Origin of the sequence: Paenarthrobacter sp. YIM B13468 (genome assembly GCF_042788025.1) — a bacterium.
Lineage (GTDB): Bacteria > Actinomycetota > Actinomycetes > Actinomycetales > Micrococcaceae > Arthrobacter > Arthrobacter aromaticivorans.
The window spans coordinates 26,335-51,472 of record NZ_JBHZPI010000007.1; the positions used below are offsets into that span (position 1 = coordinate 26,335).

Below are 25,138 nucleotides of genomic sequence, written 5' to 3' on the forward strand. Positions count from 1 at the left end.
TCACAGTGGAGTTCAGTACCGTTCCAGTAACTCCCGCAAACCGTTGGCAGCGAAGCTGGCCACGGCCTCAGCCCGGTCAACGAAGCCGTGGGCACCCACTGGCTCCACCGAGGCCAGAAGCGCTGCGGCGTCGGCCAGTGCCATTGTCAGGTCGGCGCTCAGGCTGCCCACGCGCAGTCCGTCCACCTTCAATAGAGCCTGGCGCGAGTCGGTCCAGGCATCCGGACCGGGGTCATCCCGCAACGTACGCGTCAAGGACACGTCCTGCCAACCGCCGTCGAGCCTGATCCGTGCACGGTACGTGACGTCGTGGTCTTCCGTTTCAACGCGTCCATCCGAGAAAAAGACGCGGCCGCCGAAGTGCGGGTGCTCCAGGAATCCGGTGAACTGCGGGGACACAGTGGAACCGGCCGTGGGCAGCACGACGGTGGCTTTGAACGCCAGGGGTGAGCCGTCCAGTTCTCCTCGCAAGGTGTCGTTGAAACGGACGCCCGCCGCAGGTTCTGTCATGGCGGTGCAACTGGCGTCCTTCGGGACGCCGGCTGGCGTCATGGCGTCCAGGTACGCCCGGGCGTCCCGGTAACCCATACCGATCAGGGTGTCGGCGTCGATCCTTCCCAGATAGAATTCCGGGTCCAGCGGGAGCGGATGTTCAGGACGCACCACATGCAGCACAAACTCGCGTCCAGCCGCGCTTGCAACCTCGAAATCAGCGAGAAGTGCTCCCATCGCGCTCATTTCGATCATGTGGACGTACTGCTCCAGGGGCCCGTCACCCCAATATGGCGAGTTGCCGATGCACCAAATCAGCCACACTTCCTCCGCTCCCCGACGCAGGGCTTCGGCTACATTGGCATCGCGCATCCAGACGGCATCCGTCCAGATCTTTCCATCCCGGCGCAGCGGTGTCAGGAAGATGGGCAGTGACATTCCCGCGGCCATGAGCTCCGCGTCAATCGCTGTGGCATCGATGGCGTGGCAGCGCTTCTCTGTGAACTCCACCACGTTGAAGGAACCTTCGACGGCGCCCGGTTCCGCCGCGCGGCCACGGATAGTCGCGTCGTTGATCCCCAAGGCGGGAAAGACCTTGTTCAGGATTCCGTCCGCGTCACCAATAGCGGGCAGCGCCCAGGGACCCTTGAGGTAGTCACCTACCGGCAGGGCCGAGCCGAAGTCCTTCACGTTCACGCCGGACCAGCGGGTGCACATTTCTTCGGGCGACACTCCGGACAGCAGCATCCCCGCCGTCAGGATCCCGCCGGAGCTGCCGTCAACATGGTGGAACTCCAAGCCCTCCTCGGCGAGCGCCCGCATGACGCCGGCCTGCCAGGCCACGCGCATCCCGCCACCGGCGAGCACCAGAGAACGTTTCACGGTTCGGTTCCTCCGGCGGTACCGCCGCCGGCGGTGCCCCCTGAACCTGTGCTTCCACTGATCCTGCGCCAATAGGCGAACAGGAGTGCCGCCGTCGCGAGGTCAAAGAAGGCGACCAGCAGCGCTGCGGGTGAGAAGACGCCGTTCAGTACACCGATCCCCACGGCGCCGAATGCCCCGGTTTTCTGCAGCCCGGACCAGAGCACCACCTCGGGGGACGGGACGGCATTGAGTAGGGTGTGGAGGAGCAGTCCGCCTACAACCACCATGAACATCCCGACTGTGCCGAAGAGTTGTTGCATACCGGGGGTGGGATCGGCACCGATCAGTGGCAGCACTTGTCCGCCGAAGGGTATCTGCGCGGCACCGGTCAGGACCGTGATGATGGCGATCGCTGCGAGGACGGCGCGCAGCGGATCGGCGGTGGCCCAGGCCCAAACGCCAGGGCGCGACGGGTGGTGGGGCACGGGCTGTGCCGGCTGGTGGGCGGTCATGCGAAGGACTCCAGGAGGCGTCCGCGGTCTACGAGCAGCCACACCATCGAGGCCCAGGTCAGCGTGGAGACGTAGAACCGGATGTCGTTGAGCATCATCCAGCGTTTCAGCAGGGTGCGGAGTTCCGCGTCGTCCGCGAAGTCGCCGCCGCGGATTCGAACGTTGATGGGGATGATGATCCCTTGGCCCACCCAGGTCAGGACGATGATCCCCAGGAGGCAGATGATGGCCGGTATGACGCGGATGGTGCCCCACTCGGACCACACCAGGATGCCGCCCGAGATGAACATGATGGGCACCACGATGGTGAAGAACTTGGTAGCGGCGCGGGTGGGGATGCCGAAGTGCATGTCTACGTTCTCGCGGGCCAGCGAACGCCATGTGGGGTACAGGAAGAACTTGAGCACCCACATGGTGCCCACATACATGGTGGCGCCGAACAGGAAGTAGAGCGCGTTGATGAGCAGTAGCCAGTTCATTGGATGCTTCCCGGAGTGGCGCGGGGGATGGTGCCAGTGACAGCAGCGCCCGGCACCTTGCTCCTATCCGGCGGTGCCAGCCATTCCTGGCTCTGGCCCAGGTTCACGACGCTGTCCAGCATGTCGCCTCCTCGAAGGGCGGCTGCAGCGGATTCCGTGGGTGCTGTGAGGAACCAGGCTTCGTAGTGGTCGTCCAGGACACCGTGGGCTTGCGGAAGCCAGGCGGTGAACACCGGGTTGCTTTCCACTTGAAGGTTCTTCAAAGGCTCGACGCCGGGCGCGTCACCAAGGATGAGGCGCGCCTTGGCCTGTGCTCCGAGGGCGATGTCACCGGTAGCTTTAAAGTAGATGTCCGATTTCCAGAGCATGTTCCGGAAGACGCAGTAGTTCGAGGCGGCAAGCTTCAGCGGCAGCGCTAGTGGTTCCGGCCGTTCTATTTCGATGTAGCAGCCCAGCCGGCCGTCTTTGTCGTACTGTGCTGACACTGTGGAATCAGTGACGACGAAGTCGAGGTTGGCCTGATGCTTCGGCATGCCCCAGATTCCCTTGCCACCCTTCACGGAGATCTCGGAGCTGACGGGCAGGTCCACCACGAACTGGCCCAGTTTGAAGGTTTTCTGGAAGATCAACGGGAGAATCGGCGGGGCCGGCCTGCTGCCGTGGGTGATGGCGATGGCCAGTGAGTATTCGATGTACTTGCCGATGTCCGTGGACTTGTAGTTGACCACGGTGACCACCAGCAGCCCTTTGCCGCCGAGGCTGAAGGGCCGCATCTCCGTGCCGGGGAGTGCGGCCGCTGCGGCTTTCTTGTTGATAGGGAAGGCCGCCATGAGCACCGGGGAGTCGTCCGAATTGACCGGCATGACGTACTTGATGCCGTCGGCAAGGGCGTGCTGGCCGCGGAGGCGTTCCTGGCGTCGGGGAACCGGTGAAGGCATGAGCTTGAGCAACGGGGTAACCAGTTCGGTGAGTGTTTTCATGACGTTGGCTCCTGGGTTTTGTTGAGCTCTTCGACGATGACCGGGAAGGTGTCCTGCCATGCATGCTCGCCGAAGAACACGTCCAGATGGCCGTAGCCGGGAATGAGGTGGAGCGAGTCCTTCCCGGGCCGGTGCTTTTGGAAGAAGTCGAAGGTGCGTTGCTGGCTTTCGGGCAGGAAACAGAGGTTGTCCAGCCCGGCGATGAACGCGAACCGGGCATCGGTTTGGGGTGCCTCGGCGAGAAAGTTCCCAGGCAGTTCCGGATGGTTTCCGGCAGCCACCATGTGCCCGGCTTTGATGCTGCGGCCCATCTCCTCGAAGAACGTCACAGGGACCTCGGCGAACTCGCCGCTGAGCCATTGGTGAGTGGCGTCGTCGAGGTTTTCGTGGGCCCACAGCGCAGGGCGGCCGCTGCCGTACGTGAAGCTGACCATCTTGCAGACGATGTTGTCGCACTCCCGATGGGTGGCTTTGACCAGGCCGCGGATGGCACGCGTGAAATAGCCCTGCGATTTATAGCCCCAGGCGGGGGACAGGTAAGGAGTGAACACCTTGACCACCGGGGTGAGGTAATCGATCTTGAGTCGCGAGAATGCCGGCACCACGGGATGCAGGGACACCGCGTTGGAGACGATCGTGTCCACCTGGGGCAACAGCCCGGCTACGGCGGACATAGTGAACGACGTCGATCCCTGGCAATGGATGACAGCTTTCATTGTTTCCGCACCGGTGGCGTTCAGGACATGCTCGACGGCGGCAGGGTGGTCATACACGGCGGCGTCGGCGAGCGTCCAGGAGAGAGGATCGAGATCGATGGATGCTCTCCAGTTCAGCATCCACACGTCCCATCCGTCCTCCAGCAGGACGTCCACGATGGTGGTCCGCACGGGCGGCCTGAACAGCTCAGCCCGCACGCCCGAGCCATGGACCAACATGACTGGCCCTTTAGTCACCTCCACCGGTGACGTCACGTGGACCAGGCTCAAGGGCGTGTTGTCCCGGGCCCGGAACGGGATGACCTCTGTCCGGTGCTCGGCACGGGTGATGATCATGGTGCGGTTCCTTTCCGCGTGATGGTGATGGGTTCTTCAAGCAGCCGCACGGCGGGCAGGCCGGACTCTGGGACAAGCCGCGCGCCGTCGTCGTTCGTTGCCAGCTGCCAGTCGCGGCACACTGTGTCCACCACCAATGGGTAGACAGTGAGGTTGCCGTCGGCGGCGAGGTGGAGGCGTAGGAAGCCTTTATGGTCTTCGATGGATTGGCCGGACATTTTCCAGGTGGAGACCTCCCCGCTGGGCGTCGCCAGGATGAACAGCGCGAAGGCCTCACTGCCAACGGCCCAGCCGCCCAGGTACACCAATGCGAGCGCCAGCAGCAGGACCACGACGTCGGGCCAGCCGTTCGGCCAAGGAAGCAGGATCACGACGGCGGCACTCACCGCGAGCGCGGACAGTTGGTAGAGCGCGCCGCGGGTGAAGACCACGATCCCTCCCTTGGCCAGCCCAAGTAGCCGTGCCACGAGTGAGAGGACCGCAAGCAGGAGCGGCACCGCAAGGATCAGGACGACGATGAGGAGCAGCGTGTTTCCGCGGGTCAGGCTTCGGAGGCTGTCCACGAAGGATTCCCCGCGGAATGCGCTGAAGACTGTCCAGAGGGTCACTGCTGCGATCACGTGCACAATGCCCAGGGACAAACCGAAGCCAGGGTTGCGGATGGGAAGCCAGTATTGAGAGAAGGGGTTCGCGAGCCGCGGACCGAGCAGCTGGGAATCGGCCTGGTCCGGGTAGAGGGTGGGCATGCGGGTGAAGTGGCGGGTTGTGGGTGGTGCCTGTTCGCCGTGAGTGTTTCCGGGTTGGGTGATGCTGGAGGAGACGCCGGGCGCACTCCCGTGACCCGGAAGGTTGAGCTCTTCCGGGAGCCAATGGGCGTCTGAAAGGTATGCGCCACCCAGGCCGCAGGTGATCATCTGGGTTCTCGCTGGATCAGGTGGGAGGTCTTGGCCGGCTGCTTGCTCTTCGTAGCGGGAATAGTGGTGGAGGTCGCCTGTGAGCCACAGCCGGACGTTGGCGCCCGTGGCCTCGAACAGGCCGGACTCGGGGTTAAACCGACGGCGAAGGTAGTCCTGCTCGAAAAAGTTGACCTGCCGGAACTCATTGGGCCCGGGGTGTTCGGCATCAACCCAAAAGGGAGCTGCCACGCACAGGATGATGGCGTCTCCTGGTTGGAGCTGAAGGGTGACGTTCCTGTAAAAGTAGTCCAGTTGTGGTTCGTCGATGTACTGTCCCAGCTGGCTGTCCAGGCCCAGCAGCCACCAACCCGGGGTACCTTCCTGTGGTCCGTCGGAGCCTTGCGTGGGTGATTTCCCCGTGAGCCGGACGGCGAAGTAGCTGCGCGTCTGGATGGTCCGCCAGCCCCCGATGCTTCGTTGCCGGGTGAACATGCGGATGAACGAGGTCAGGCCGTCGTACCAGTCGTGGTTGCCGGGGAGTGCGAGCATGATGGGTGTCTCGTTGTGGGTCCCGCTCTGCGTGCTTCGGTCGGGTTTTACAGCGCTCAGCGGGCCGCGCAACGCAGGGGCTGGCAGCGCCATCCGGTATGGTCCGGCCATCCGATTCTCATAGGCAGCCGGTGAAGCAACGGGGTAGACCTCATCGCCGCCGAGGACCAGCACCCTTCCGCGGGGGAGGTCGTGGCCTTGAACGGTTAGCTTGTCCTGGGCGAGGAGCAGGGCGACGGTGTACGTCGCGTCGAAGCCGTCTCCAAGGTCTGCGGTGTAATCGAGCCACAAGTCAGCGGTGCTCTGTGAGTCGTGTAAGTCCAGGGGCTCGCCGGGGTTTGTGGTGCGGGATGCCTCAATCTCCCCGGGGGTTGGAAGCCCGCGACTGGTGACCGGCGGCTGGGCTGGTTGGCCGGGGACCGGGAGTTTATCCAGGCGCAAGGGATCGGCAGGGAAGCCGCCCTCGAGTTCCCTCTTGTCTCCGAAGTCCGCGAAAACAGTGGCTGCCATGACCTTCAATGCCGTCCGCGCGAGCGACATCGGCGAGAGCCAGCGAACCGCTGCCTGGGGCGTGAATCCCAGGACAGCACGGTGCTTCGCAAGCTCCCAGCTCTTCATCTGCGCGGCCGCAGTGGGCTCCGGACCGGGAACGGGACCCGTTTGAGGCCCCGCCCGTAGACCTCCCACAACTCACCGGCGAACAATTTCATGAAGGACGCCAATCCCGCGGCCGGCGCCGGACCCTCGGCACGGAACGTGGTCAGTTGCTTGGCGAAGTCCAACGGGCGGATGTACAGAATGCCGGCACCGAAGACGTCCTCCTCGCCTGGCTCTTGGACTTCAGAGGATTCCGACGGCGGAACGTGGCCACGCAGGATTCTCGCGTACAGCGTTGTTGTGTCTTGCCATATATCCAGCCCTGCCTCGTTATGGATCAGCTTGTAGCCCGTGAACGTGAACGGCGTTCCGCCCGGGTCCCGAAGCCACAACCGATACAGCATCCGCCTGGCCGGCCTGCCGTCGTCGGAAACGTCTTCCACGAAGAGGTTGAACCAGCCACGCTCCACCGGCACCCGGCCACCGAAATAGTCTGCGAGCACATACCCCTCCGCCTTCGCAGGGTGGCTCGGATCCTCCACAAACGCGTCCATGTCCTCCGCGGTAATCGTCAGCTCAAACATGATCCTGCGGCTCCGGTCCCTGCCCAGGCTTCGCCCCTTCTCCGGGTCAGGGATACCAGGACTGAACCAGCCGTGCATCTGCTCCGTGAAACGCACAGAAGTAGTGGCGTCTATAGCCGCGGCTTGCTGGGTTTGGGGTTGTGGCAGCCCCAAACCACGGCTCTTTGCTCCTGTCATGGCAGCTGCGCCCCCTCCTGCTGCGCTCGCAGGCCGTTCCTCCCGCGCGCCCTTGCCCTTGGTAGCGTCCGGCGCCAATTCGCGCGTCATCGAAGGATCGACGTCGTGGGCCGGCTCGGCAGCGCCAGCCAAGCCATCACTGGCTGGGCCACTTCCGGCGGCGTCCGCGGGGGTTATTTCCCTGTGTCCGGCACTGCGGGCGTTCTCCAGGATGTGACGACATGCGCGTTCGGCAAAAGCAGCAATGGTCAGGGAAGGGTTGGCGCCCACGGGGCCAGGCATGGCTGCCCCATCCATCACGAACAGGCCGGGATAACCGAACACCTCGCCGTAGGAGTCGCACACCGCCTCGCCCGGGTGGCGGCCCGACGGTGCGCCGCCGATGGGGTGGACCGTGATGACACGTTTGGCCCACCACAGCGGGTTGTCTATGAAATCCCCGTCGAGGTCCTTGGCGATCTCGGACATTGTTCCGCGGACGCGCCCGAAGTACTCCCTGGACGTGGCCATTGTCCATGCGATGGCGAGCCTTCCGTCGCGAAGGGTCATGACGCCGTCGGGGATGTCCCGGCCCATTCCCAGCAGCGGCACGGAACTGGAGGATAGGCGGCCATCACCTAGTGCTGCGGCGAGGTCGGCGGAGACGTTGGAGCGCCCGGCATCGAAGAGCCTGTCCTTGAGCAGTTGCCGGGCCACTTTGGCTGTGCGTTTGACGGTGGTACTGAGTTGGGCGGTCTCCATGAGCCAGTTCATGAAGGCCGGATACCCGGCGTCCTCCACGTAGTAGCCGCGACCATCGCCGTCGGCGTCGTTGGAATCGGGGATCCTGATCGCGGTGGTGATGACTGGTCCGCGACTGCCGGTGAGTGTTCGCACTCCGGGCGGCGACCCATTGGTGCCCGGAGTCTTGGCGCCCATGATGAACGTCAGGAGATCGCCGTTGCCGCTGAAACGGGTGCCTATGGCGTCGCTTAGGGCCGGGAGGGAGCTGCGGTTGCGAAGGAGCAGGAAGTTGGTGCCGAACGTGCCAGCGCCAAGGATTAGTCGGCGGCAGTGAATGATTCGTTCCTTAAGGAGCTCGCCTTGGCGCTCGGGATCGTGCACCACGTAGCGGACCTCGTAACCTCCCCTGGCAAGTGGCCTGATCCCGCGCACATCGTGGAATGTGCGGATGTCCGCTCCCTGATGGGCGGCCGCCGAAATGTAGTTGTGGTCCAACGTGTTCTTGGCACCGGCGTTGCAGCCGATATCGCATTCGCCGCTAAGCGTGCACGTGGTCCGGACGGTGTTTGGTCCGTGGATGCTCCCGTAGGCGGGGAGGGGGAGGGGCCTGTTGGTTTGGGGGTCCTTGGTGGGATCCGTCGAAAAAGTGACGGCGATGGGTGGCCTGCTGATGGGTAGGCCAAGGGTTGCGGCGGTCTTCTCCATGGCCATGGTTTTGGGCGTGTCATGGTACGGATAACGGACCGGTTTGAGCATGTCTTCTGCGGCCTTGTAGTACGGATCAAGGTCCGCACGTGTGAAAGGCCAATTCTCGTAACCGCCGCCAGGGATGGGGGACTCGTTGACGAACCATTTTTCGTCCTTGCGCAGGAGGACGTTGGCGTAGATCAGTGAGCCGCCGCCCAGCCCGCTGGACACCAGGCCCTCCGTGCCCCGGAATGTCCAGGCATCAAAAAGCCCGTATAGGCCGCGGTCCGGGTCCCAGAAATTCCGGCCCATCTCTGCCGGCGAACGCGCGAAACTACCGGGCGGATATGGCTTGCCACGTTCCATGAGCACCACGGATTGTCCGGCCTCGGCCAGGCGGAGGGCAGCCACTGAACCGCCGAATCCGGAACCGACCACCACGGCGTCAACTTTTTCGATGCCTTGTGTATCGATGTGCTGTGCACTGTGGCGTGCCGGATCGGGTGCGGGTTCCGCACCCGCATTCCCGCTGTTCCCGGTCCCCAGACGACCCATGGCCGTTCCTCTCAGAGGAAAGCTGACCTGAAGGCAGCCCCGGCGTGACCGGGCGGTGCCTCCGGACTATCGCCCTTATGTTCCCACCGGGCCGGGGATCTGTCCATGAGGTGGAGTTATTCCGTTGATCCGGCGTGGCTCGCCGGATGTCACGCGACGATCCGGGTGAAGTTCAGGTCGAAGTCGTGCTCAAGCGGTGCGCCGAGATAGGTTCCCCGTTCCCATCGTCCAGTGATGGTGCTCCCGTCCTCGCTGATGTGGCCGATGTAGCGTTGCGGCCAATCGGGTCCATCCCGGAAAAGGGTCCACACGTTCCCCTCCAAGGTCATGTCCAGGACACGGGCGACGCCTCGGGAATCGAAGTAGTGTTGCTGAAGTGCGCCGTCTGATCCCGTAGCGCCGATAGTGCAGATTGCATTCGGGAATTCCGGCCTCCCAACAGTGGAGCGTTGGATCAGGAAACCGCCGCCCGGCAACCATTCGAACGTTGTCCGGCCCACCGCGTCCATGCCAGGGGCAGTAGTCTCCCATTCGCCGACCAGGATGTTGAGTCGCTCCAACAGCACGGATGTCATGTGGTCCTCCTGAGATGTGTAGCCCCAGTTTCCGCCGCAGCCGATGATTTGGCGAGGGCTGCGCAGTGTTTGGCAGGGCGCGGGCCGTGGCTTCCTGACCCTCTTTGGCACTCGCCGGCCCACAAATCACCCAAAGGAGGTTGATTATTGGCGTACTCCCTGGCAAAGAAGGTCAGGAGGCAACGCCTAACAGGGTTTACCAGTGGCATGATGGGCAAATGAGCCGAGTGACGTGCGATCTGACCATCTCCCTGGACGGCTTCGTTGCTGGTCCCAACCAGCGAATGTCGGAGCCACTGGGCGACGGCGGAGAGCTCCTGCACCGATGGATGTTCGAAGAGGCCGAAGCCAACGCGGCCCAGGTTGAAGAAATCCTCGCTGCCGGTGCCTTCATCATGGGCCGCAATATGTTCGCAGGCCCCGGGCCGGATATGTGGGACGAGGAATGGCGGGGATGGTGGGGTGAGGAACCGCCCTATCACGCGCCGGTTTTCGTCCTGACCCACCATCGGCATGAACCGTTGGAGATGCAGGGCGGCACCACCTTCTATTTCGTGACCGACGGGATCGAATCCGCGCTGGCCCAGGCGCGGGAAGCCGCGGGAAGCAAAGATGTGGCCATCGCTGGCGGAGCCCAGACAGCCCGCCAATACCTTGATGCAGGATTGATGGACGAGCTGCGGCTCCACATTTCGCCCATGATTCTGGGTGGGGGCGAGCGGTTGTTGGACGGCGTGGGCAATCTCAAGCTTGAACCCACGGAAGTGTCTGGCACCAAGCTCGTCACCCATGTGCGGTACAGCCTACCCCGGTAATCCACCTCCCTTCCAAGCTGATGCTGGTGTCGCGCCTAGCATTGCAAGAGTGAAGACCAAGAACCTCGTCGTCTGGATGGACGAACACCAGATTGGCCTCTACCTGCTGGCCATCGTCATTGGCGGTGGTGTGGGATTCTTGGCGCCGGGCCTCGCCCCGGCATTGGAGCATTCGATCAACCCTGTGCTTGGCCTGTTGCTTTACGCGACTTTCCTGGGGATTCCCTTTGCCTCCATCGGCAAGGCTGCCGGGGACTTCCGCTTCCTGGCCACGGTGCTGGTGTTGAACTTCGTCGTCGTTCCTGTGGTGGTCTTTGGCCTGACCCGGTTCATCGCCGGAGACCAAGCTTTACTCGTCGGCGTCTTGCTGGTGCTGCTCAGTCCCTGCATCGACTACGTCATCGTGTTCAGCGGTCTCGCTGGAGGGGCGAGTCACCGGCTTCTGGCGGCCGCGCCGGTATTGATGCTGGCCCAAATGCTCCTGCTCCCGCTTTACCTTCTGCTCTTCGTCGGCCCCGAACTGGTGTCGTCCATCGACCCCGCACCGTTTGTTGAAGCAATCGTCGTTCTGATCATCATCCCCTTGGCTGCGGCTGCGGCTGCGCTGACGCAGGCCCTGGCCCGGAAAGCAAACGCGGGGAGGGCCGTGATGGCCTTGATGCAGGCGTTGATGGTGCCGCTTATGATGGCGACGCTGGCCGTCGTCGTCGGTTCCCAGATCGCAGGCGTGGGCCAAGAGCTCGGCTCCCTGCTCTCCGTGGTGCCGATTTATGCAGCATTCCTGGTGGTCATGGTGCCGCTGGGCATGCTCGCCGCCAAACCTGCGGGGCTCGACGTTGCCGCTACGCGGGCCGTTGTCTTCAGCGGCGCGACCCGCAATTCCCTGGTCGTCCTTCCGCTCGCGTTGGCCCTGCCGGGCAATTTGGCCCTGGCTGCGTTGGTTGTGGTGACCCAAACCCTTGTGGAGCTGATTGGCATGGTGCTCTACGTCCGCTTCCTGCCGATAATCGTGAACAAAGAGCGCAGGAAGCCCTGGCGAACCCATTCACGGCTAACCCCGACCCACAAGTGAAACTCAACTAACCAGCCGTGCCCCTGACCGGCGCCGTCGAGTTGCGCACCACCAATTGCGGCATGAAGCGTTCGTCGGCGATAGGGGCATCCGGATTATTGAGCCGTTCCAGGGCTACTGTGCCGGCAGTCCGACCCAATTCAACGGCATGCAAATCCACGGACGTGAGGTCGATGCCGTGCAGGTGGGCGGTCCTGGAATTGTCGTAGCCCACAAGGGACAAATCGTCGGGAATCGAGAGTCCCCGTGCGTAGGCGGCTTCACGGACGCCGAGGGCTAGTTGGTCGTTGTGGGTGAAAATCGCAGTCGGACGGTCGGAGCGGCTCAGCATCTGTGCGGCCGCACGCTGTCCTGCGTCCGGTGTGAAGTCCTCTGCCGCGACCGTCTGGGGTGCGAGCCCGGCGTCGCGCATTGTTTGCTCGTAACTCCGGCGACGGACGACGTGGCCGTCGTAGACAGGGCCGGACAGATGCGCGATGCGAGTGTGCCCGAGGCTGAGGAGATGTTGGGTTGCCGCCCTGGCTCCCGCAAAGTCATCCGAGTACACGCTGTCCACGCCGAGCACGGGCCGCGTCACACTCACCAGAGGGACGATTCGGGCCATCTCCTGCACGCGTTCGTCCGAGTCCAGCAGCGTAGCTGCGATGATAATTCCGACCCGGGCCTCTATCAGCGATTCCAGCGCGCCGGGATCTACGCCGTCCACGGACCGCGAAACGCTCAGGATGAGCCGGTTGCTGTCTTGGGGGAGCGCTGTCCGGACGCCGCTGAGGACATCAGCGTAGATCTCGTTGCGGATGTCCAGCAGGTAAAGCCCGACGGCGGAACGGTGCTTGCGTGCCAGATCGGCGGCTACTGCGTTTGGTCGGTACCCGAGACGCTTGGCGGCCTCGAAGATGGCCTGCTTCGTTTCGTGGCTGACACCTGGTGCGCCGCGGAAGGCGAAAGACACCAAAGTCCGGGAAACGCCCACTTCGCGCGCGACGTCGCTTTGCGTGGCGGGGCGGTGCTGGGGGTCAGGGGCCATAGTTCATCCTCCCACGGGGAAAGAATGAAAAAATGTCATTTGTTAGTTTGACCTTACATTTAAGCCTTTCGCGCGTTAGTCTGTACTTCAGGGCGGGCGACTATGGCCTGCAACACAATGACAAAGGAGTCCCGATGTCTGCTACGCAAACGCAGAGCAAAGGAACCGGCAATGCTGCCCTTCCTCCGCTAACCAATGGCCCGCATCGAAAGCGGCTGGGCCTTGTTGCCCTGGTGGCTACGTTCGGAGGCCTGCTGTTCGGCTACGACACTGGTGTCATCAACGGCGCACTGAGGCCAATGACGGTCGACCTCGCACTGACACCGCTGACCGAAGGGATCGTCACCAGTTCACTGTTGTTTGGGGCCGCTGCCGGAGCAGTCGGCGGCGGGCGCCTGTCAGACGGCTGGGGCCGCAGGAAGACGATCATCCTCCTGGCCGTGCTGTTTTTCGTGGGTACATTGGCCTGTGTCTCGGCGCCAAGCTTTGAGGTCATGGTCATCGGGCGCGTGATCCTCGGCCTGGCCGTTGGCGGTGCTTCCACAGTGGTGCCCGTTTTCCTTGCCGAGCTGGCGCCCTACGAAATCCGTGGTTCCCTGGCCGGGCGGAACGAACTCATGATTGTCATCGGCCAGTTGGCAGCGTTCGTTGTCAACGCCATCATCGGCAATGTCTGGGGCGAAGTGGGCGGGGTCTGGCGCATCATGCTCGCTGTTGCCGCCCTTCCCGCGATCGCACTGTTCTTGGGCATGCTGCGGATGCCGGAATCTCCACGCTGGCTCATCTCAAAGGGCAGGAACCCGGAGGCCTTGGCGGTGCTTAAGACCATTCGTTCGGACGAGCGCGCGGAGGCAGAAATGGCAGATGTGAAGCACCTGGCTGACGAAGAAAGGGCATCGAAGGCTACCTCATGGGGTGCACTGAAGGACAAGTGGATCCTGCGCATTATTCTTGTAGGCATTGGGCTGGGTGTTGCCCAACAGCTGACGGGCATCAACTCGATCATGTACTACGGCCAATCGGTACTCGTTGAGGCCGGATTCGACTCCAACGCCGCCCTCATCGCCAACATCGCGCCCGGTGTGATCGCCGTCGTCGGTGGTGTCATTGCATTGACGCTGATGCAGCGCGTCAACCGCCGCACAACGCTGCTCCTAGGTTTCACGTTGACTACGGTCTGCCACTTCCTCATCGGTATCGCGTCGATCGTCCTCCCGGTGGGCAATGCGGCCAGGCCCTTCGTGATCCTTTTCCTGGTGGTTGCGTTCGTGGGATCGATGCAGACGTTCCTGAACATTGCGGTGTGGGTGATGCTGTCCGAGATCTTCCCGCTGCACGTCCGCGGTTTCGCCATCGGCCTGTCCGTCTTCTGCCTGTGGATCGCAAACGCCCTGCTGGGTCTCTTCTTCCCCACACTTGTTGCCGGGATGGGGATCACGGGAACGTTCTTCCTGTTTGGTGTCGTAGGCATCCTCGCCTTGGTATTTATCTACACCCAGGTCCCCGAAACCCGTGGGCGTACGCTGGAGGCTCTCGAAGAGGACGTGACCACCGGCGCCATCTACCTGGTGCACAAGAACTAGTCACGATTCCAAAAAAGCCGGAGGGGAGCGACGCTCAACGCGTCGTTCCCCTCCGGCGGTATCTGCGAAGGTCTAGAGGCCGAGCTTCTTGTTGAGCTCGTCCAGGGACTTCACGGTGGCGATGTTGTACCCGTCGGCGAAGGGTTCAGCACCCCGGTCCAGCATGACAAGGTCACGGAAACCCAGGTTGTACATGGGGATGTGGTCATACAGGGGGTGCGAGGAGACGTGCAGGAAGTCCTCCGGCTTGGCGTTCAAGGTATCGAGCATGTACTCGAACGCTTGAAGACGCGGCTTGTAGGCCTGGGCCTGCTCAGCAGTAAACACCGCGTGCCACTCTGCTCCGAGCTTGGGAATGCTGATGTCCAGGAAACTGTCGTCGGCGTTGGACAGAGCCACCAGCTTGTAGTTGTCGCCTTGGAGCTTCAGCGCGGCCGGCACATCCTCGTGGGCGACCGAGCTGCGTACCGCTTCAGCAAGTTCTGCGCCGGCACCAGGGGTCGGTCCAATGCCAAACCGCTTGCACGCGCGGTCGAAGGCACTCTGAAGGATCTCAACGTAAGGCTTGTAGTCGCCGTTGACCTCGTCGAACCGGTACGCGCGGAATACCTTCTTGAAGGCAAGCCACTGTTCTTCGGGGATCCGGTCGGCGAGCAAGCGCTGGGTGGTGGGATAGATGTTGAAGTTGATAAGGGTGCCGTAGACATCGTAGGAGATGTACTTCGGCCGGAAGTTCGTGTCTGCCATGATTCGTCCGTTCTTAAGGATCTTGTATTTTTTGGGGGTAGAGATGGCTGTCGATGCTTAGCTCAACTCAGAGCCAATGAGGAGAGCCGTGCGTCGGGTCCGAGGAACCTTGCGGGGTTCATGAAACTGACGTCCGTGTCCGTTGTTCCGTCCAACACGAGGTCCGCGGCAACGGCTCCCAGTGCGGAGGCCATCTTGAAGCCGTGGCCGGAGAAGCCGGCAGCCGCCACCACGCCTTCCATTCCGGGAACCATCCCCAGCAGCCCCGTCGCGTCAGGTAAGTGACCATCCGCGCACACGGCAACCCGCAGGGGCTCCGGAACCAGGCCAGGAATGAATTCCCGGACCCATGCCCGGATGGTGTTCAAATGCTGGGGGTCCCAAGTGGGAGGCTTCTCCATGGACTCAACCTCATCCAGGAATATGCTCGCCACCACTTTCACTGTCCAACCGTCAGCACTGGGGAATCCGTAGAACTGGGCCTTGTCCGGCCTCCCGTCTTCCTCGGCCCTCCTGAGGAAGACCGGCATATCTTCCCTGCAGAATGTTGCTGGGTCCGCAGCGGGAAACCAGGTAAGGATTTGCGGCAGAACGGAAAGGTGGACGCCGAGTTCCTTGCAGAGTGCTCCCGCACCGTTGCCTTGGGAGATGATCACCCGGGAGGCAATGATTTCTTCCTGGTCGGTCCGGACAAGGTATCGGTCACCATGCTTCTCAACGCTCTGAGCTTTCCGGTTACCGAGGAACCGTGCGCCAAGGCGGGCGGCCTCTGCCAGGGCGGCCGTAACGGCCTTCTCCGACTTCAGGTACCCGCCCTCCGGATCAAGGATCGTGACGTCCGTGTCCCTGATTACGTGCTCGGGATACTTTGCCCTTGCTTCGTCGCCCCGGAGGAGCTCGTAGTCAAGGCCGTTGTCTTTGCCTGCCGCAAGGAGGGATGCCAGCCGGGGGTTGTGGTCGTCGTAGATCGTGACAGCGCCGGTGGTGCTGAGTAGCTCGGTACCGGTGACTTTCTCCAGTTCACGCCAGAGGTCTTGTGACCTCTGCAGGAGAGGGGTGTAGTGCCCGCCTTCTGCGTAAACCTTGCGGAAGATACGGGATTCGCCGGCATAGGCGGAGAAGGGCCCCGGGATTGAAAACCTGTCAATTCCGATGACCCGCTGGCCGCGGGAGGCGAGCTGCCAACTTGCCATGCTTCCTACAGAGCCGACTCCGACGACGACGACGTCTGTTTCGAGTGCAGTCATGCTTTACCTTGCTTTCCCTTATTGCGCGCCGTTGTCCCGTTTTCGCTGGAGCTACCTCGGCTGTGGCTTCCAGTCACTCGAGCGTACGACACAAAAAGAAGGTGATTAAGGGGCCGTGAGACAATGCATTGTTTCCAAAAACGAAAGAAGCAGGAGATGGACCTTACATCGATCGATGATTTGGAGTTTTTTGAACAGATTTCCCGTTCCCAGAGCCTCACTGAAGCGGCCAGGAACTGGGGAAAATCGGTGTCTGCCGTCAGCAAACGGCTTGCAGCGCTCGAGTCACGGCTAGGGGTAGCGCTGGTACGGCGCAGCACCCGCCGCCTGACCCTCACCGAAGAGGGGCAACGCTATGCGACAGGTGCTGTGGCTATCCTGCAGCAGAAAACAGATCTCGAGGACGCGTTGTCCGTACAGCACGGTGAGCTCAAGGGACGACTCCGTGTGCACTCGAGCCTGGGCATCGGACGCAAGCACATTGCGCCGCTGTTGGGGGAGTTCGTCCGGCAGCACCCCCTGATTCAGATAGACCTGGAGATCTCGCCGCTGCCTCTGAACATAGCTGGCACGAATTTCGACATTGCTGTCCGCGTCGGCGGATTGTCGGACTCCAGGCTCAAGGGAAAACTCCTCGCGCCGAACCGGAGGATTGTGTGCGCGGCGCCGAGCTACATGGAAGGTGCCCCGCCGCTGCAGACCATCAGGGACCTGGAACGGCACAACTGCATCGTCCTGCGGGAAAACAACGCCGACTATTCGCTATGGCGCTTTGGCGGGAAGGGGCAAGAATACGTCGACGTCAGAGGCAACATGATCAGCGACGACGGAGACGTAGTGACCGACTGGTGCATCCAGGGCCTTGGCTTGATCATGCGCTCTACGTGGCACGTCAACTCGCTGATCCGTCAGGGAGTACTCCAGCAGGTCCTGCCGGACGTCCCGACACCCAACGCCGATATTTTTGCCCTCTACCCGTCCACTGCCAAAACACCACGCCGGATCACCGCCGCCATCGAACACCTGCGGCAGGGGCTCGCGGCCAGGTTGGGGTCCTAGCTTCCCGCTGACGGGTCTATCCACACTTCTTTCGTTCTTGGAAACAATGCGTTGTCTGGTGCGCCGTTAATCAGCAGCTTCTTGTGCCATACGCTGATTTGCATGACTAACCCCCCGGTCCTTGCAATGCTGCACACAGTCCCTGGCTTGGTTAAGGACATGGAAGCCCTGGCCTCCGAGGTAGTCCCTGGCATTCGTGTCCTGCACTATGTGGATGAGTCCTTGCTCCAGGACACCATTGCCAGGGGAACAACTCCAGAACACGTTCGGCGCCGTTTGGTGGACTATGCCCGCTACGCCGAGGAATCAGGCGCCCAGGCATTGTTGGTGAGTTGCTCCTCCATCGGCGAAGCCGCAACCGCCGCAGAGGACTTTGTCTCCATCCCCGTCCTGCGCATCGACACTCCCATGGCCGGGCTCGCCGTCGAATCGGGCGCCAGGATCGGCGTGCTCGCGACCCTGTCTGCAACCCTCGGCCCAACCACCCGGCTTGTCCGGGACTCAGCCCAGCGGCGGAACAAAAAGCCCGAAATCACGGCCAGAATAGTCGACGGCGCTTTCCAGGCTCTGCGCGCAGGTGACCGTTCGATGCATGACAGCTTGGTGCTTGCCGCTTTCATTGAACTGGCAGCAGAGTGCGATGTGATCGTTCTCGCCCAGGCGTCGATGGCCCGCGTCATTGAGCACACCCAAGGACAGCCTGAAGGACCCCTCGTGCTGGCTTCGCCAGATTCTGGAATGAGCCAGCTCAGCACTCTTTTTCCTTCCCAAGACTCGTAACCAGCGTCGTCAACCGAGAAAGATACAGACCATGCCAGACACACCAACGAAGGCCAATGTCACTTGGTTGGGCGTCATCGCCGACGACTACACAGGTGCCTCGGACGTGGCCGGCACCCTTGTCAGCGCCGGAATGCGCGTGGTGCAGACGTTCGGTATCCCCGACGCGTCGATGCAGCTGCACGATGTTGACTGCATCGTCATTTCGCTGAAGACCCGCAGTGTGCCGGCTGCCGAGGCAGTAGAACAGTCTTTGGCCGCGGCACGTGCCCTGAAATCCCGCGGCGTGCAGCAGCTCTACTTCAAGTACTGCTCCACGTTCGACTCAACTCCGGAAGGCAACATCGGCCCAGTGGCAGATGCCTTGCGCGAAGAGTTCGTCCCGGCCGGCCAGATCACGGTGGTTGCTCCAGGAACTCCCGCATTGCGCCGCACCGTGTACAACGGCGTGCTGTTCGCCGGCACGGACCTCCTGCAGGAATCGTCCATGCGTCACCACCCGCTGACCCCGATGACCGATTCGAACGTGCCACGGCTTCTCCAGGCCCAAAGCAGCAACCCTGTGGGTCACATCGGCTATGGCGCAATAGAAGCAGGAGTATCCGCGGTTAGGTCGGAACTCGATACCCTGGGCAGCCAAGGCGCCGGGTACGCGGTGGTGGACACACTCAACGACCGTCACCTCGCAGTCCTCGGGGCTGCACTCCTGGATCACCCGCTCGTCACCGGCGGATCAGGACTGGTGGGAGGGCTGGCCGCCACCCGCAGGTTCCGCGGACAACCGGACCCGGCGCATGCTGCCCGTCCAAGTGGCCCTGCTGCAGTGGTCGCCGGCAGTTGCTCCGAGATGACGAATGCCCAAATCCGGGCGTTCCGCGAGGTGTACCCCTGCTTCCTGGTGGATCCTGTCGCCATCGCAGAAGGACGGGACGTAGTGGCCGAAGCGCTGATGTTCGCCAAGGAAAATCTTCCGGGCGGCCCCATCCTGATCCATTCCTCTGCTTCTCCAGAGGAAGTCTTGAAAGCCCAAACGCATCTTGGCAAGGACCGGGCCGCCGAAATAACCGAAGGCAGCCTTTCCGCGATTGCCGAAGGACTCGTCGGCTTAGGTTGCCGGCAGCTCATCGTCGCCGGCGGAGAAACCTCCGGGGCTGTGGTCCGCAGGCTTGGCATCACCACAGCCCGAGTCGGCAAGGAGGTCACACCTGGTGTGCCATGGCTGAAAACCGAAACCGACACCGAGTTGTCCATCCTGCTCAAATCCGGAAACCTCGGAGACCCGCGGCTCTTCCTTCACGCATGGGACCACGGCCGCATGGGACCACGGCCGATGACGGGGATGGGATGACTGCGATGGATAGTCGCCAGGAGCTCGTCCGGCTGGCCAGGTCCCTGCATCAAAGAGGGCTGACCAGGGGAACATCGGGAAACCTTAGCCTCAGAGTGGACGGCGGAATGCTGGTCACTCCCACCAACGCCTCCCTGGGTGAACTCAGGACAGAAGATCTGGCAATGGTCTCCGGCACCGGAGAACACCTGTCCGGGGCCCGTCCCTCCAAAGAGGCCTTCCTGCACCTGGCCATGTACCGGGCAAGACCGCAGGACCATGCCGCAGTCCATCTGCATTCCACTTACGCCACCGCCCTATCGTGCCTGGCAGAGCTGAATGACGACGACGTTCTGCCACCTTTGACGGCCTACTTTGCCATGAGGGTTGGACGGCTGGTCCGGTTGCCATATTTCGCACCGGGCGACCAAGGCTTGGGCGGGACGGCCCAAAAAGCTGCGGAATCGAGCCATGCCCTGCTGCTGGCCAACCACGGACCGATCGTTTCTGCGCCTTCTCTGCCACAAGCAGTGGACGCTGTTGAAGAAGTAGAAGAAACAGCCCGACTGTTCTTTCTCCTTCAAGGCCACGCGACACGTCCCCTGCAACCTGCCCAGGTGGCTGAACTTTCCGCACCCCGCGCGTAGCTAAGGAACCTAACGAACCTAAGCGCGGAGCCGGTACCCGCGCTTCACGACGGTTTCTATGAGCCTGCCGTCCGGAAGCGAGGAACGCAGCCGGCTGACAGTCATGTCCAGGGCGTGCACGGAACCGCGGAGGTCCAGGAGATCCGAGAGCGCTTCACGGGACAGCACCGCACCGCCGGCGCCGAGCAGGGCCCGGAGCAGCAGGAGCGGGGCCGGGGCAAGATCAATCACTTCGCCGTTGATCCGCAAGCAACGCCCGCGGAGTTCGATGGTGGCGCTCTTGGTTTCCAGCCGGCGCACATGGTTCAGGGACAGGTGCTCCGTCACCAGGCGGATCAGTGCGCCCATGCGGTAACGGTCGGGAATGAGTGGCGTCAGCCCGGCGTCGACCAGTGGCTGTGCGGTGACGGGCCCAACGGCGGCAACCGTGACGGGCCCTTTGAGCGCTTCAATAAGCTGCCGGTACAGACCCATCTCGTGTGCCGTGCTCCACATTGCGTCCACTGCGGGGGCGCTGGTGAAGGTCAGGACGTCAAGGTTGCCATTACATACGGCTTCGATGAGGCGCGGCAGTTTGTCCTCGCCATCGGGCTTGACCCAGCGGTATGGCGTCACCGTCAGGACCGTGGCGCCGGACATCCGGAGGCGCTCCAGCTGGCGAACATCGGTGTAGCCGTGCAGCTGCACGGCCACCGTCTTGCCCCGGACGCCTTCAGTGAGGAGCATGTCCACAAGGGTCGCTGTGGTTTCGTCACTGCTGATTCCGACGTCGGCGAGACCGGCCGCGCGGACGGCACCGCGGGCTTTGGGTCCCCGAACGAACATGCGGCAGGCCGAGAGTGTTTCCAGGAGTTGCTCGCCGATGCCGAAGGAGTCCGCTGCCTCGCACCAGCGGCGCATGCCGTAGGCAGTGGTGGCGATGCAGATATCCGGTTTGGCGGCAATGATGGTGCGGGTGTCCTCGATGAGGACCATGTCCTCCTGCACGGGTGCGATCTTCAAGGCCGGGGCATGGAGCACGCTCGCGCCGCGCCGTTCCAGAGCCTCGATGAGGTCCCTGGAACGCCGGTGCGAGGTGACGCCGATGCGGAAGCCGTCCAGCGGCGCTTCGGTAGCTTCTGAAACGTCCGTGGCGGTTGTGACGTCTTGGATTTCAAGGGCACGTGCAACAGTCATTGATTTACTTTCAGGCTTCAAGGAGCGAAGCCGCGAGTCGGCTCAGTTCAGCGGATGCTTCGGCATGATTACGGTTGGCTTCAGCCACCCGGACCACCTCGCCTATGACCAGCACGGCCGGGTTGCTGCAACCGGTGGCTGCCGTTTCGATCGTACCTAGATCGGCGATGGTGGTGCGTTGGCCCGGGCGGTAGCCGCGCTCCACCACGGCCATCGGCATGTCGGCCTCCATGCCGGCCCGGCGCAGGCCGGCGGCAAGCTGCGGGAGGGTTCCGATGCCCATGAGGACCACGATCGTGCCGCCGAGTCCTGCCAGGTGGGTGTGTTCCTTTTCTGTCAGTGGGGCATGTCCGGAAACCACGGTGAACATGTGGCTGACCTCGCGGTGCGTTACCGGAATCCCAGCTGCAGCCGGAACGGAGATAGCGCTCGTGACGCCGGAGATCACGCGGACGGGAACGCCAGCGGCAACACAGGCGGCCACTTCTTCGCCGCCGCGGCCGAACACGTACGGGTCGCCGCCCTTGAGCCGGACCACGTTCTTGCCAAGCAGTGCAGCTTCCACCATGAGTTTTTCGATGTCACGCTGCGTCACTTTGTGGTGCCCAGGCTGCTTTCCAACGTCCACCAACTCGCCGGACGTCAGGTCAGCCAGCTCCTGGTACGGGGCCAGACGATCGTAAAACACGACGTCGGCATCGCGCAGGGCGTCCACCGCACCAACCGTGAGGAGATCCAGGGCGCCCGGACCACCGCCCACCAGGGTCACCTGACCCTCGGTGCCTGGTGCCGGCTCGAAGGCAACCGGAATCCCGGCGCCGCCGCAGCGTTCCACCAACGGCTCCCAACCTGTGTCGCCGTCGTCCACCACTGCCACCAGGAACGGACGCTCGGGTAGCGGTCCGTCGCCGGGTGCGCCGACAGGGGTGGTGAGGCGGAACACGTTGGCCCCGGCAGCCTCGTAGCGGCGAACGGCTTGGCGGGCGGCTTTTTCGGATCCCGTGACAAGGACGTCGCGGCCTGTGAGGTCAATGGTGAGCTGCATGGCTTCCCCTAGTTCTCTGCGCCGACAGGTTCTGCGCCGACAGGTTCTGCGCCGACGGTTTCGCGGCGGACCGGGATAGTGGAGGCGATGAGCACGCCGCCCTTTTCTTCGTTCGTCGCGGGACGGATCTGGCCGCGCTCCGGAACGAAGGAGATGGACTCGTCCTTCTGGTTGGGGGCGTTGACGAAGGAACGGAAACGACGGAGGCGCTCCGGGTCCTTCAACGTCTCAGCCCACTCGTCCTCGTAGGTGTCGATGTGCTTGGCCATGGCAGCTTCAAGCTCTTCGGCGATGCCCAGGGAGTCGTGTACCACTACTTCCTCGACGTGCTTGATGCCGCCGTCGAGCTCTTCCTGCCAACGCGCGGTGCGCTGCAGGCGGTCGGCGGTGCGGATGTAGTACATGAGGTAGCGGTCGATGTACTTCAGCAGTGTTTCGTCGTCCAGGTCCTTGGCAAGCAACTGGGCGTGTGCCGGGGTGGCACCACCGTTGCCGCCCACGTACAGGTTCCAGCCATCAGCCGTGGCAATGACGCCCACGTCCTTGCCGCGGGCCTCCGCACACTCTCGGGCGCAACCGGAAACGCCCATCTTCAGCTTGTGCGGGCTGCGGAGGCCCCGGTAGCGCAGTTCCAGGGCGATGGCCATGGCTACGGAATCCTGGACGCCGAAGCGGCACCAGGTGGACCCAACGCAGGACTTCACCGTGCGCAAGCTCTTGCCGTAGGCCTGGCCGGACTCGAAGCCGGCATCGACCAGTTCCTTCCAGATGTCCGGCAGCTGCTCCAGGCGGGCGCCGAACATATCGATGCGCTGGCCACCGGTGATCTTGGTGTACAGGTTGTACTTTTCGGCGACCGCTGCGATGACACCGAGACCCTTGGGAGTGATTTCACCACCGGCAATGCGCGGAACCACCGAGTAGGTGCCGTCCTTTTGCATGTTCGCCAAGGCGCGGTCGTTGGTGTCCTGCAGGGAACCACGGCCGGCATCCAGGACGTAGGCAGAGTGCTGGCTGGCCAGGATGGAGGCGATGGTCGGTTTGCAGATATCGCAACCTGCACCCGTGCCGTACTTGGCCATGATCTCCTCGAAGGAGGTCAGTTCCAGGACGCGGATGGCGTCGAACAACTCCTGGCGGGACAGGCTGATGTGTTCGCATAGGGCCTTGGAAACCTCGATGCCGGACTTCTTCAGTTCGCCTTCGAGGAGCTTCTTCAGCATGGGGACACAGGAACCACACTGGGTGCCGGCACGGGTGCAGCCCTTGAGCTCGCCGAGTTCCTGGACCGGAGCGTTGCCCTCGCAGGCACCGCAACCGTTGACGGTGTCCCGAATGGTTCCGGCGGACACGTTGTTGCAGGAGCACAGGATCGCATCGTCCGGCAGCTCGGTTTCCGGTGCCTCGCCGCCACCGGCAGCGCTCAGGAATGCGCCGGGTTCGGCGGGCAGTTCGCGTCCCAGCAGCGGGCGCAGGCTCATGTAAGGGGAAGCGTCACCGACGAAGATGCCGCCCAGGAGGGTCTTGGCATCGTCAGTGGTGACGATCTTCTGGTAAACGCCACGGGCGGGGTCTGCGTAAACAATTTCGAGGGAGTGCTCGGTCCGTGCGAAGGCGTCACCGAAGCTCGCCACATCCACGCCGGACAACTTCAGCTTGGTGGCCGTATCGAATCCCGGGAACGTCGCCTCCCCGCCATGCAGGCGGTCCGCCACGATTTCGGCCATGGTGTTCGCCGGGGCAACGAGGCCCAGGCACATGCCCTCGAAGTTGGCCACTTCACCGATGGCCCAGATTCCGTCCACCTCAGTGGCACAGAAATCGTTGATCACCACGCCGCCGCGCTGGCCCAGGCTGAACAGCTGTTCTTCGCCCTCAGCTGCGCGGAAGAGGTCATCGCGCGGCTTCACACCGATAGCCACGATCACGAGGTCCGCATCGATAGTGCGGCCGTCTGCCATCAGGACTCCGGTGACCTGGCCGTCGTCGTCCGTCAGTACTTCGGACGGGAAGACACCGCCGTGGACCTCGAAGCCCTTCGCTTCGATCAGGCGGCCAAGTGCCTGGCCGGCGCCCTCATCCAGCTGCGTATTCATGAGCCACGGCGCACCGTTGATGACGATCGGTGTGGCGCCCAGCTGCTCAGTGCCTGCAGCGGACTCAAGGCCCAGCAAGCCACCACCTATGGTGACCGCGTTAACCTTGCGGCCCAGCTTCCCACGAAGCTCTGCAATGGCTTTGTTGATGGCCCAAACGTCCTCGAGCGTCCGGTAAACGTGAGTGTGCTCGGAACCAGGGATGGGGAGCCGGGCTGCATCCGAACCCGAGGCAACCACCAGGTGGTCGTATTCGTACTTGTTGCCTGCGGCCGTGAGGACACTCTTGGCAACGGAGTCAATCTTGACTGCGCGTTCGCCGGTCTTCAGCGTCAGGGCCTCGTGCTCCCACATGGCAGCGTCGCCCAGGGTGAGGTCTACGTCGGTTTCCGTCAGGGCCTTGCTCAAGGCAACGCGGTCGTAGGGGAGGTGCGCCTCTTCGGTCAGCACCGTAACCTGCCAGCCTTCAAGACCGCGGTTGTACATTGCGTCGGCGAAACGGTGGGCCGCAGGGCCGCCTCCGACGACAACGATGCGGCGCGGGTTCTCTGTACTTGAAGTGTGTCCGGTCACTGGTGGGCCTTTCGCAGATGTTGCAGACGGATCTCCGCAACTTGTGCCTCCAGCCTAGGGACGGGCAGTTTCGCTTCAGTTTCCCCTTTGTTTCGTGATCTTAACTTCTGCATCACGAACGCATTTCGCCAGGTGTGAGGTCTCTTTTACGCACCCGACACAAATGCGCACCCCCGATGAAACACCCGCGTCCTAGCTTTGAAGAGTGGCCGCAAGTGTGGC

21 protein-coding genes are annotated in these 25,138 nt (G+C 62.8%); 7 read left to right on the forward strand and 14 right to left on the reverse strand.

Annotation, left to right across the window (positions count from 1 at the left end; translation table 11 throughout):
* Positions 1-12: 12 nt before the first annotated feature.
* The 8 genes from ACFX4T_RS08590 to ACFX4T_RS08625 form a co-directional block, all read right to left on the reverse strand.
* On the reverse strand, positions 13-1,374 hold the full coding sequence (locus ACFX4T_RS08590) for a patatin-like phospholipase family protein (RefSeq protein WP_377651462.1): 1,362 nt from the start codon (positions 1,372-1,374) through the stop codon (positions 13-15).
* Positions 1,371-1,868 carry a hypothetical protein gene (locus ACFX4T_RS08595; protein ID WP_223948423.1) on the reverse strand — a complete coding sequence of 166 codons (498 nt, stop codon included), beginning with the start codon at positions 1,866-1,868 and terminating at the stop codon, positions 1,371-1,373. The genes ACFX4T_RS08590 and ACFX4T_RS08595 overlap by 4 nt, the downstream gene beginning before the upstream one ends.
* A complete protein-coding gene (locus ACFX4T_RS08600) occupies positions 1,865-2,347 on the reverse strand; it encodes a hypothetical protein (protein WP_377651463.1) in 483 nt (160 codons plus the stop codon). The genes ACFX4T_RS08595 and ACFX4T_RS08600 overlap by 4 nt, the downstream gene beginning before the upstream one ends.
* The gene (locus ACFX4T_RS08605) at positions 2,344-3,327 is read right to left on the reverse strand and encodes an acetoacetate decarboxylase family protein (RefSeq protein ID WP_377651464.1); all 984 of its coding nucleotides are present in this window, start codon (positions 3,325-3,327) and stop codon (positions 2,344-2,346) included. Before ACFX4T_RS08605 ends, ACFX4T_RS08600 begins: the two co-directional genes overlap by 4 nt.
* Positions 3,324-4,379 carry an esterase gene (locus ACFX4T_RS08610; protein WP_377651465.1) on the reverse strand — a complete coding sequence of 352 codons (1,056 nt, stop codon included), beginning with the start codon at positions 4,377-4,379 and terminating at the stop codon, positions 3,324-3,326. The genes ACFX4T_RS08605 and ACFX4T_RS08610 overlap by 4 nt, the downstream gene beginning before the upstream one ends.
* The gene (locus ACFX4T_RS08615) at positions 4,376-6,442 is read right to left on the reverse strand and encodes a hypothetical protein (protein ID WP_377651466.1); all 2,067 of its coding nucleotides are present in this window, start codon (positions 6,440-6,442) and stop codon (positions 4,376-4,378) included. The genes ACFX4T_RS08610 and ACFX4T_RS08615 overlap by 4 nt, the downstream gene beginning before the upstream one ends.
* A complete protein-coding gene (locus ACFX4T_RS08620) occupies positions 6,439-9,147 on the reverse strand; it encodes a GMC oxidoreductase (protein ID WP_377651467.1) in 2,709 nt (902 codons plus the stop codon). Before ACFX4T_RS08620 ends, ACFX4T_RS08615 begins: the two co-directional genes overlap by 4 nt.
* A 149-nt stretch (positions 9,148-9,296) precedes the next feature.
* Positions 9,297-9,722, reverse strand: a complete 426-nt coding sequence (locus tag ACFX4T_RS08625) for a hypothetical protein (RefSeq protein WP_377651468.1) — start codon at positions 9,720-9,722, stop codon at positions 9,297-9,299.
* 218 nt (positions 9,723-9,940) lie between these two features.
* Between ACFX4T_RS08625 and ACFX4T_RS08630 the strand changes: the two genes are divergently transcribed.
* Together ACFX4T_RS08630 and ACFX4T_RS08635 are read left to right on the forward strand one after the other, a co-directional pair.
* Positions 9,941-10,537, forward strand: a complete 597-nt coding sequence (locus tag ACFX4T_RS08630; RefSeq protein ID WP_377651469.1) for a dihydrofolate reductase family protein — start codon at positions 9,941-9,943, stop codon at positions 10,535-10,537.
* 76 nt (positions 10,538-10,613) lie between these two features.
* Positions 10,614-11,609, forward strand: a complete 996-nt coding sequence (locus ACFX4T_RS08635) for an arsenic resistance protein (protein ID WP_377651558.1) — start codon at positions 10,614-10,616, stop codon at positions 11,607-11,609.
* Positions 11,610-11,616: 7 nt separating this feature from the next.
* On the opposite strand, the gene ACFX4T_RS08640 is transcribed toward ACFX4T_RS08635, so the two are convergent.
* Positions 11,617-12,636, reverse strand: coding sequence for a LacI family DNA-binding transcriptional regulator (locus tag ACFX4T_RS08640; RefSeq protein ID WP_377651470.1), 1,020 nt, complete (start codon positions 12,634-12,636; stop codon positions 11,617-11,619).
* Positions 12,637-12,770: 134 nt separating this feature from the next.
* On the opposite strand from ACFX4T_RS08640, the gene ACFX4T_RS08645 reads away from it, so the two are divergent.
* The gene (locus ACFX4T_RS08645; RefSeq protein ID WP_377651471.1) at positions 12,771-14,219 is read left to right on the forward strand and encodes a sugar porter family MFS transporter; all 1,449 of its coding nucleotides are present in this window, start codon (positions 12,771-12,773) and stop codon (positions 14,217-14,219) included.
* A gap of 72 nt (positions 14,220-14,291) precedes the next feature.
* On the opposite strand, the gene ACFX4T_RS08650 is transcribed toward ACFX4T_RS08645, so the two are convergent.
* Together ACFX4T_RS08650 and solA are read right to left on the reverse strand one after the other, a co-directional pair.
* Positions 14,292-14,966, reverse strand: a complete 675-nt coding sequence (locus ACFX4T_RS08650) for a haloacid dehalogenase type II (protein ID WP_216926907.1) — start codon at positions 14,964-14,966, stop codon at positions 14,292-14,294.
* A 62-nt stretch (positions 14,967-15,028) separates the two neighbouring features.
* Positions 15,029-16,213 carry an N-methyl-L-tryptophan oxidase gene (gene solA / locus ACFX4T_RS08655; protein WP_377651472.1) on the reverse strand — a complete coding sequence of 395 codons (1,185 nt, stop codon included), beginning with the start codon at positions 16,211-16,213 and terminating at the stop codon, positions 15,029-15,031.
* A 156-nt stretch (positions 16,214-16,369) separates the two neighbouring features.
* Between solA and ACFX4T_RS08660 the strand changes: the two genes are divergently transcribed.
* The 4 genes from ACFX4T_RS08660 to otnC all read left to right on the forward strand — a co-directional run bounded on the left by ACFX4T_RS08660 (position 16,370) and on the right by otnC (position 20,026).
* Positions 16,370-17,272: a LysR family transcriptional regulator gene (locus ACFX4T_RS08660; RefSeq protein WP_377651473.1), complete on the forward strand. Its 903-nt coding sequence runs from the start codon at positions 16,370-16,372 to the stop codon at positions 17,270-17,272.
* Between the two features lie 102 nt (positions 17,273-17,374).
* Positions 17,375-18,052: an aspartate/glutamate racemase family protein gene (locus ACFX4T_RS08665; RefSeq protein ID WP_377651474.1), complete on the forward strand. Its 678-nt coding sequence runs from the start codon at positions 17,375-17,377 to the stop codon at positions 18,050-18,052.
* Between the two features lie 31 nt (positions 18,053-18,083).
* Positions 18,084-19,400: a 3-oxo-tetronate kinase gene (gene otnK / locus ACFX4T_RS08670; RefSeq protein WP_377651475.1), complete on the forward strand. Its 1,317-nt coding sequence runs from the start codon at positions 18,084-18,086 to the stop codon at positions 19,398-19,400.
* Complete coding sequence (gene otnC, locus ACFX4T_RS08675) at positions 19,397-20,026, forward strand: 3-oxo-tetronate 4-phosphate decarboxylase (RefSeq protein WP_216926912.1); 630 nt, start codon at positions 19,397-19,399, stop codon at positions 20,024-20,026. Before otnK ends, otnC begins: the two co-directional genes overlap by 4 nt.
* An 18-nt stretch (positions 20,027-20,044) precedes the next feature.
* Here otnC and ACFX4T_RS08680 read toward each other — a convergent pair whose 3' ends face one another.
* Genes ACFX4T_RS08680 through nirB form a run of 3 tightly spaced genes read right to left on the reverse strand, consistent with a single transcriptional unit; the run spans position 20,045 to position 24,916 of the window.
* Positions 20,045-21,202: a uroporphyrinogen-III synthase gene (locus tag ACFX4T_RS08680; RefSeq protein WP_216926913.1), complete on the reverse strand. Its 1,158-nt coding sequence runs from the start codon at positions 21,200-21,202 to the stop codon at positions 20,045-20,047.
* A 10-nt stretch (positions 21,203-21,212) separates the two neighbouring features.
* Complete coding sequence (gene cobA / locus ACFX4T_RS08685; protein WP_223948436.1) at positions 21,213-22,247, reverse strand: uroporphyrinogen-III C-methyltransferase; 1,035 nt, start codon at positions 22,245-22,247, stop codon at positions 21,213-21,215.
* 8 nt (positions 22,248-22,255) lie between these two features.
* On the reverse strand, positions 22,256-24,916 hold the full coding sequence (nirB, locus tag ACFX4T_RS08690; protein WP_216926915.1) for a nitrite reductase large subunit NirB: 2,661 nt from the start codon (positions 24,914-24,916) through the stop codon (positions 22,256-22,258).
* Positions 24,917-25,138: the final 222 nt, after the last annotated feature.

Bases quoted from the DNA above. Each gene is read 5' to 3' on its own strand.
- ACFX4T_RS08595 (WP_223948423.1), bottom strand. From the start codon at position 1,868: ATGACCGCCCACCAGCCGGCACAGCCCGTGCCCCACCACCCGTCGCGC.
- ACFX4T_RS08600 (WP_377651463.1), bottom strand. From the start codon at position 2,347: ATGAACTGGCTACTGCTCATCAACGCGCTCTACTTCCTGTTCGGCGCC.
- ACFX4T_RS08605 (WP_377651464.1), bottom strand. From the start codon at position 3,327: ATGAAAACACTCACCGAACTGGTTACCCCGTTGCTCAAGCTCATGCCT.
- ACFX4T_RS08610 (WP_377651465.1), bottom strand. From the start codon at position 4,379: ATGATCATCACCCGTGCCGAGCACCGGACAGAGGTCATCCCGTTCCGG.
- ACFX4T_RS08615 (WP_377651466.1), bottom strand. From the start codon at position 6,442: ATGAAGAGCTGGGAGCTTGCGAAGCACCGTGCTGTCCTGGGATTCACG.
- ACFX4T_RS08620 (WP_377651467.1), bottom strand. From the start codon at position 9,147: ATGGGTCGTCTGGGGACCGGGAACAGCGGGAATGCGGGTGCGGAACCC.
- ACFX4T_RS08625 (WP_377651468.1), bottom strand. From the start codon at position 9,722: ATGACATCCGTGCTGTTGGAGCGACTCAACATCCTGGTCGGCGAATGG.
- ACFX4T_RS08630 (WP_377651469.1), top strand. From the start codon at position 9,941: ATGAGCCGAGTGACGTGCGATCTGACCATCTCCCTGGACGGCTTCGTT.
- ACFX4T_RS08635 (WP_377651558.1), top strand. From the start codon at position 10,614: ATGGACGAACACCAGATTGGCCTCTACCTGCTGGCCATCGTCATTGGC.
- ACFX4T_RS08640 (WP_377651470.1), bottom strand. From the start codon at position 12,636: ATGGCCCCTGACCCCCAGCACCGCCCCGCCACGCAAAGCGACGTCGCG.
- ACFX4T_RS08645 (WP_377651471.1), top strand. From the start codon at position 12,771: ATGTCTGCTACGCAAACGCAGAGCAAAGGAACCGGCAATGCTGCCCTT.
- ACFX4T_RS08650 (WP_216926907.1), bottom strand. From the start codon at position 14,966: ATGGCAGACACGAACTTCCGGCCGAAGTACATCTCCTACGATGTCTAC.
- solA (WP_377651472.1), bottom strand. From the start codon at position 16,213: ATGACTGCACTCGAAACAGACGTCGTCGTCGTCGGAGTCGGCTCTGTA.
- ACFX4T_RS08660 (WP_377651473.1), top strand. From the start codon at position 16,370: ATGGACCTTACATCGATCGATGATTTGGAGTTTTTTGAACAGATTTCC.
- ACFX4T_RS08665 (WP_377651474.1), top strand. From the start codon at position 17,375: ATGACTAACCCCCCGGTCCTTGCAATGCTGCACACAGTCCCTGGCTTG.
- otnK (WP_377651475.1), top strand. From the start codon at position 18,084: ATGCCAGACACACCAACGAAGGCCAATGTCACTTGGTTGGGCGTCATC.
- otnC (WP_216926912.1), top strand. From the start codon at position 19,397: ATGACTGCGATGGATAGTCGCCAGGAGCTCGTCCGGCTGGCCAGGTCC.
- ACFX4T_RS08680 (WP_216926913.1), bottom strand. From the start codon at position 21,202: ATGACTGTTGCACGTGCCCTTGAAATCCAAGACGTCACAACCGCCACG.
- cobA (WP_223948436.1), bottom strand. From the start codon at position 22,247: ATGCAGCTCACCATTGACCTCACAGGCCGCGACGTCCTTGTCACGGGA.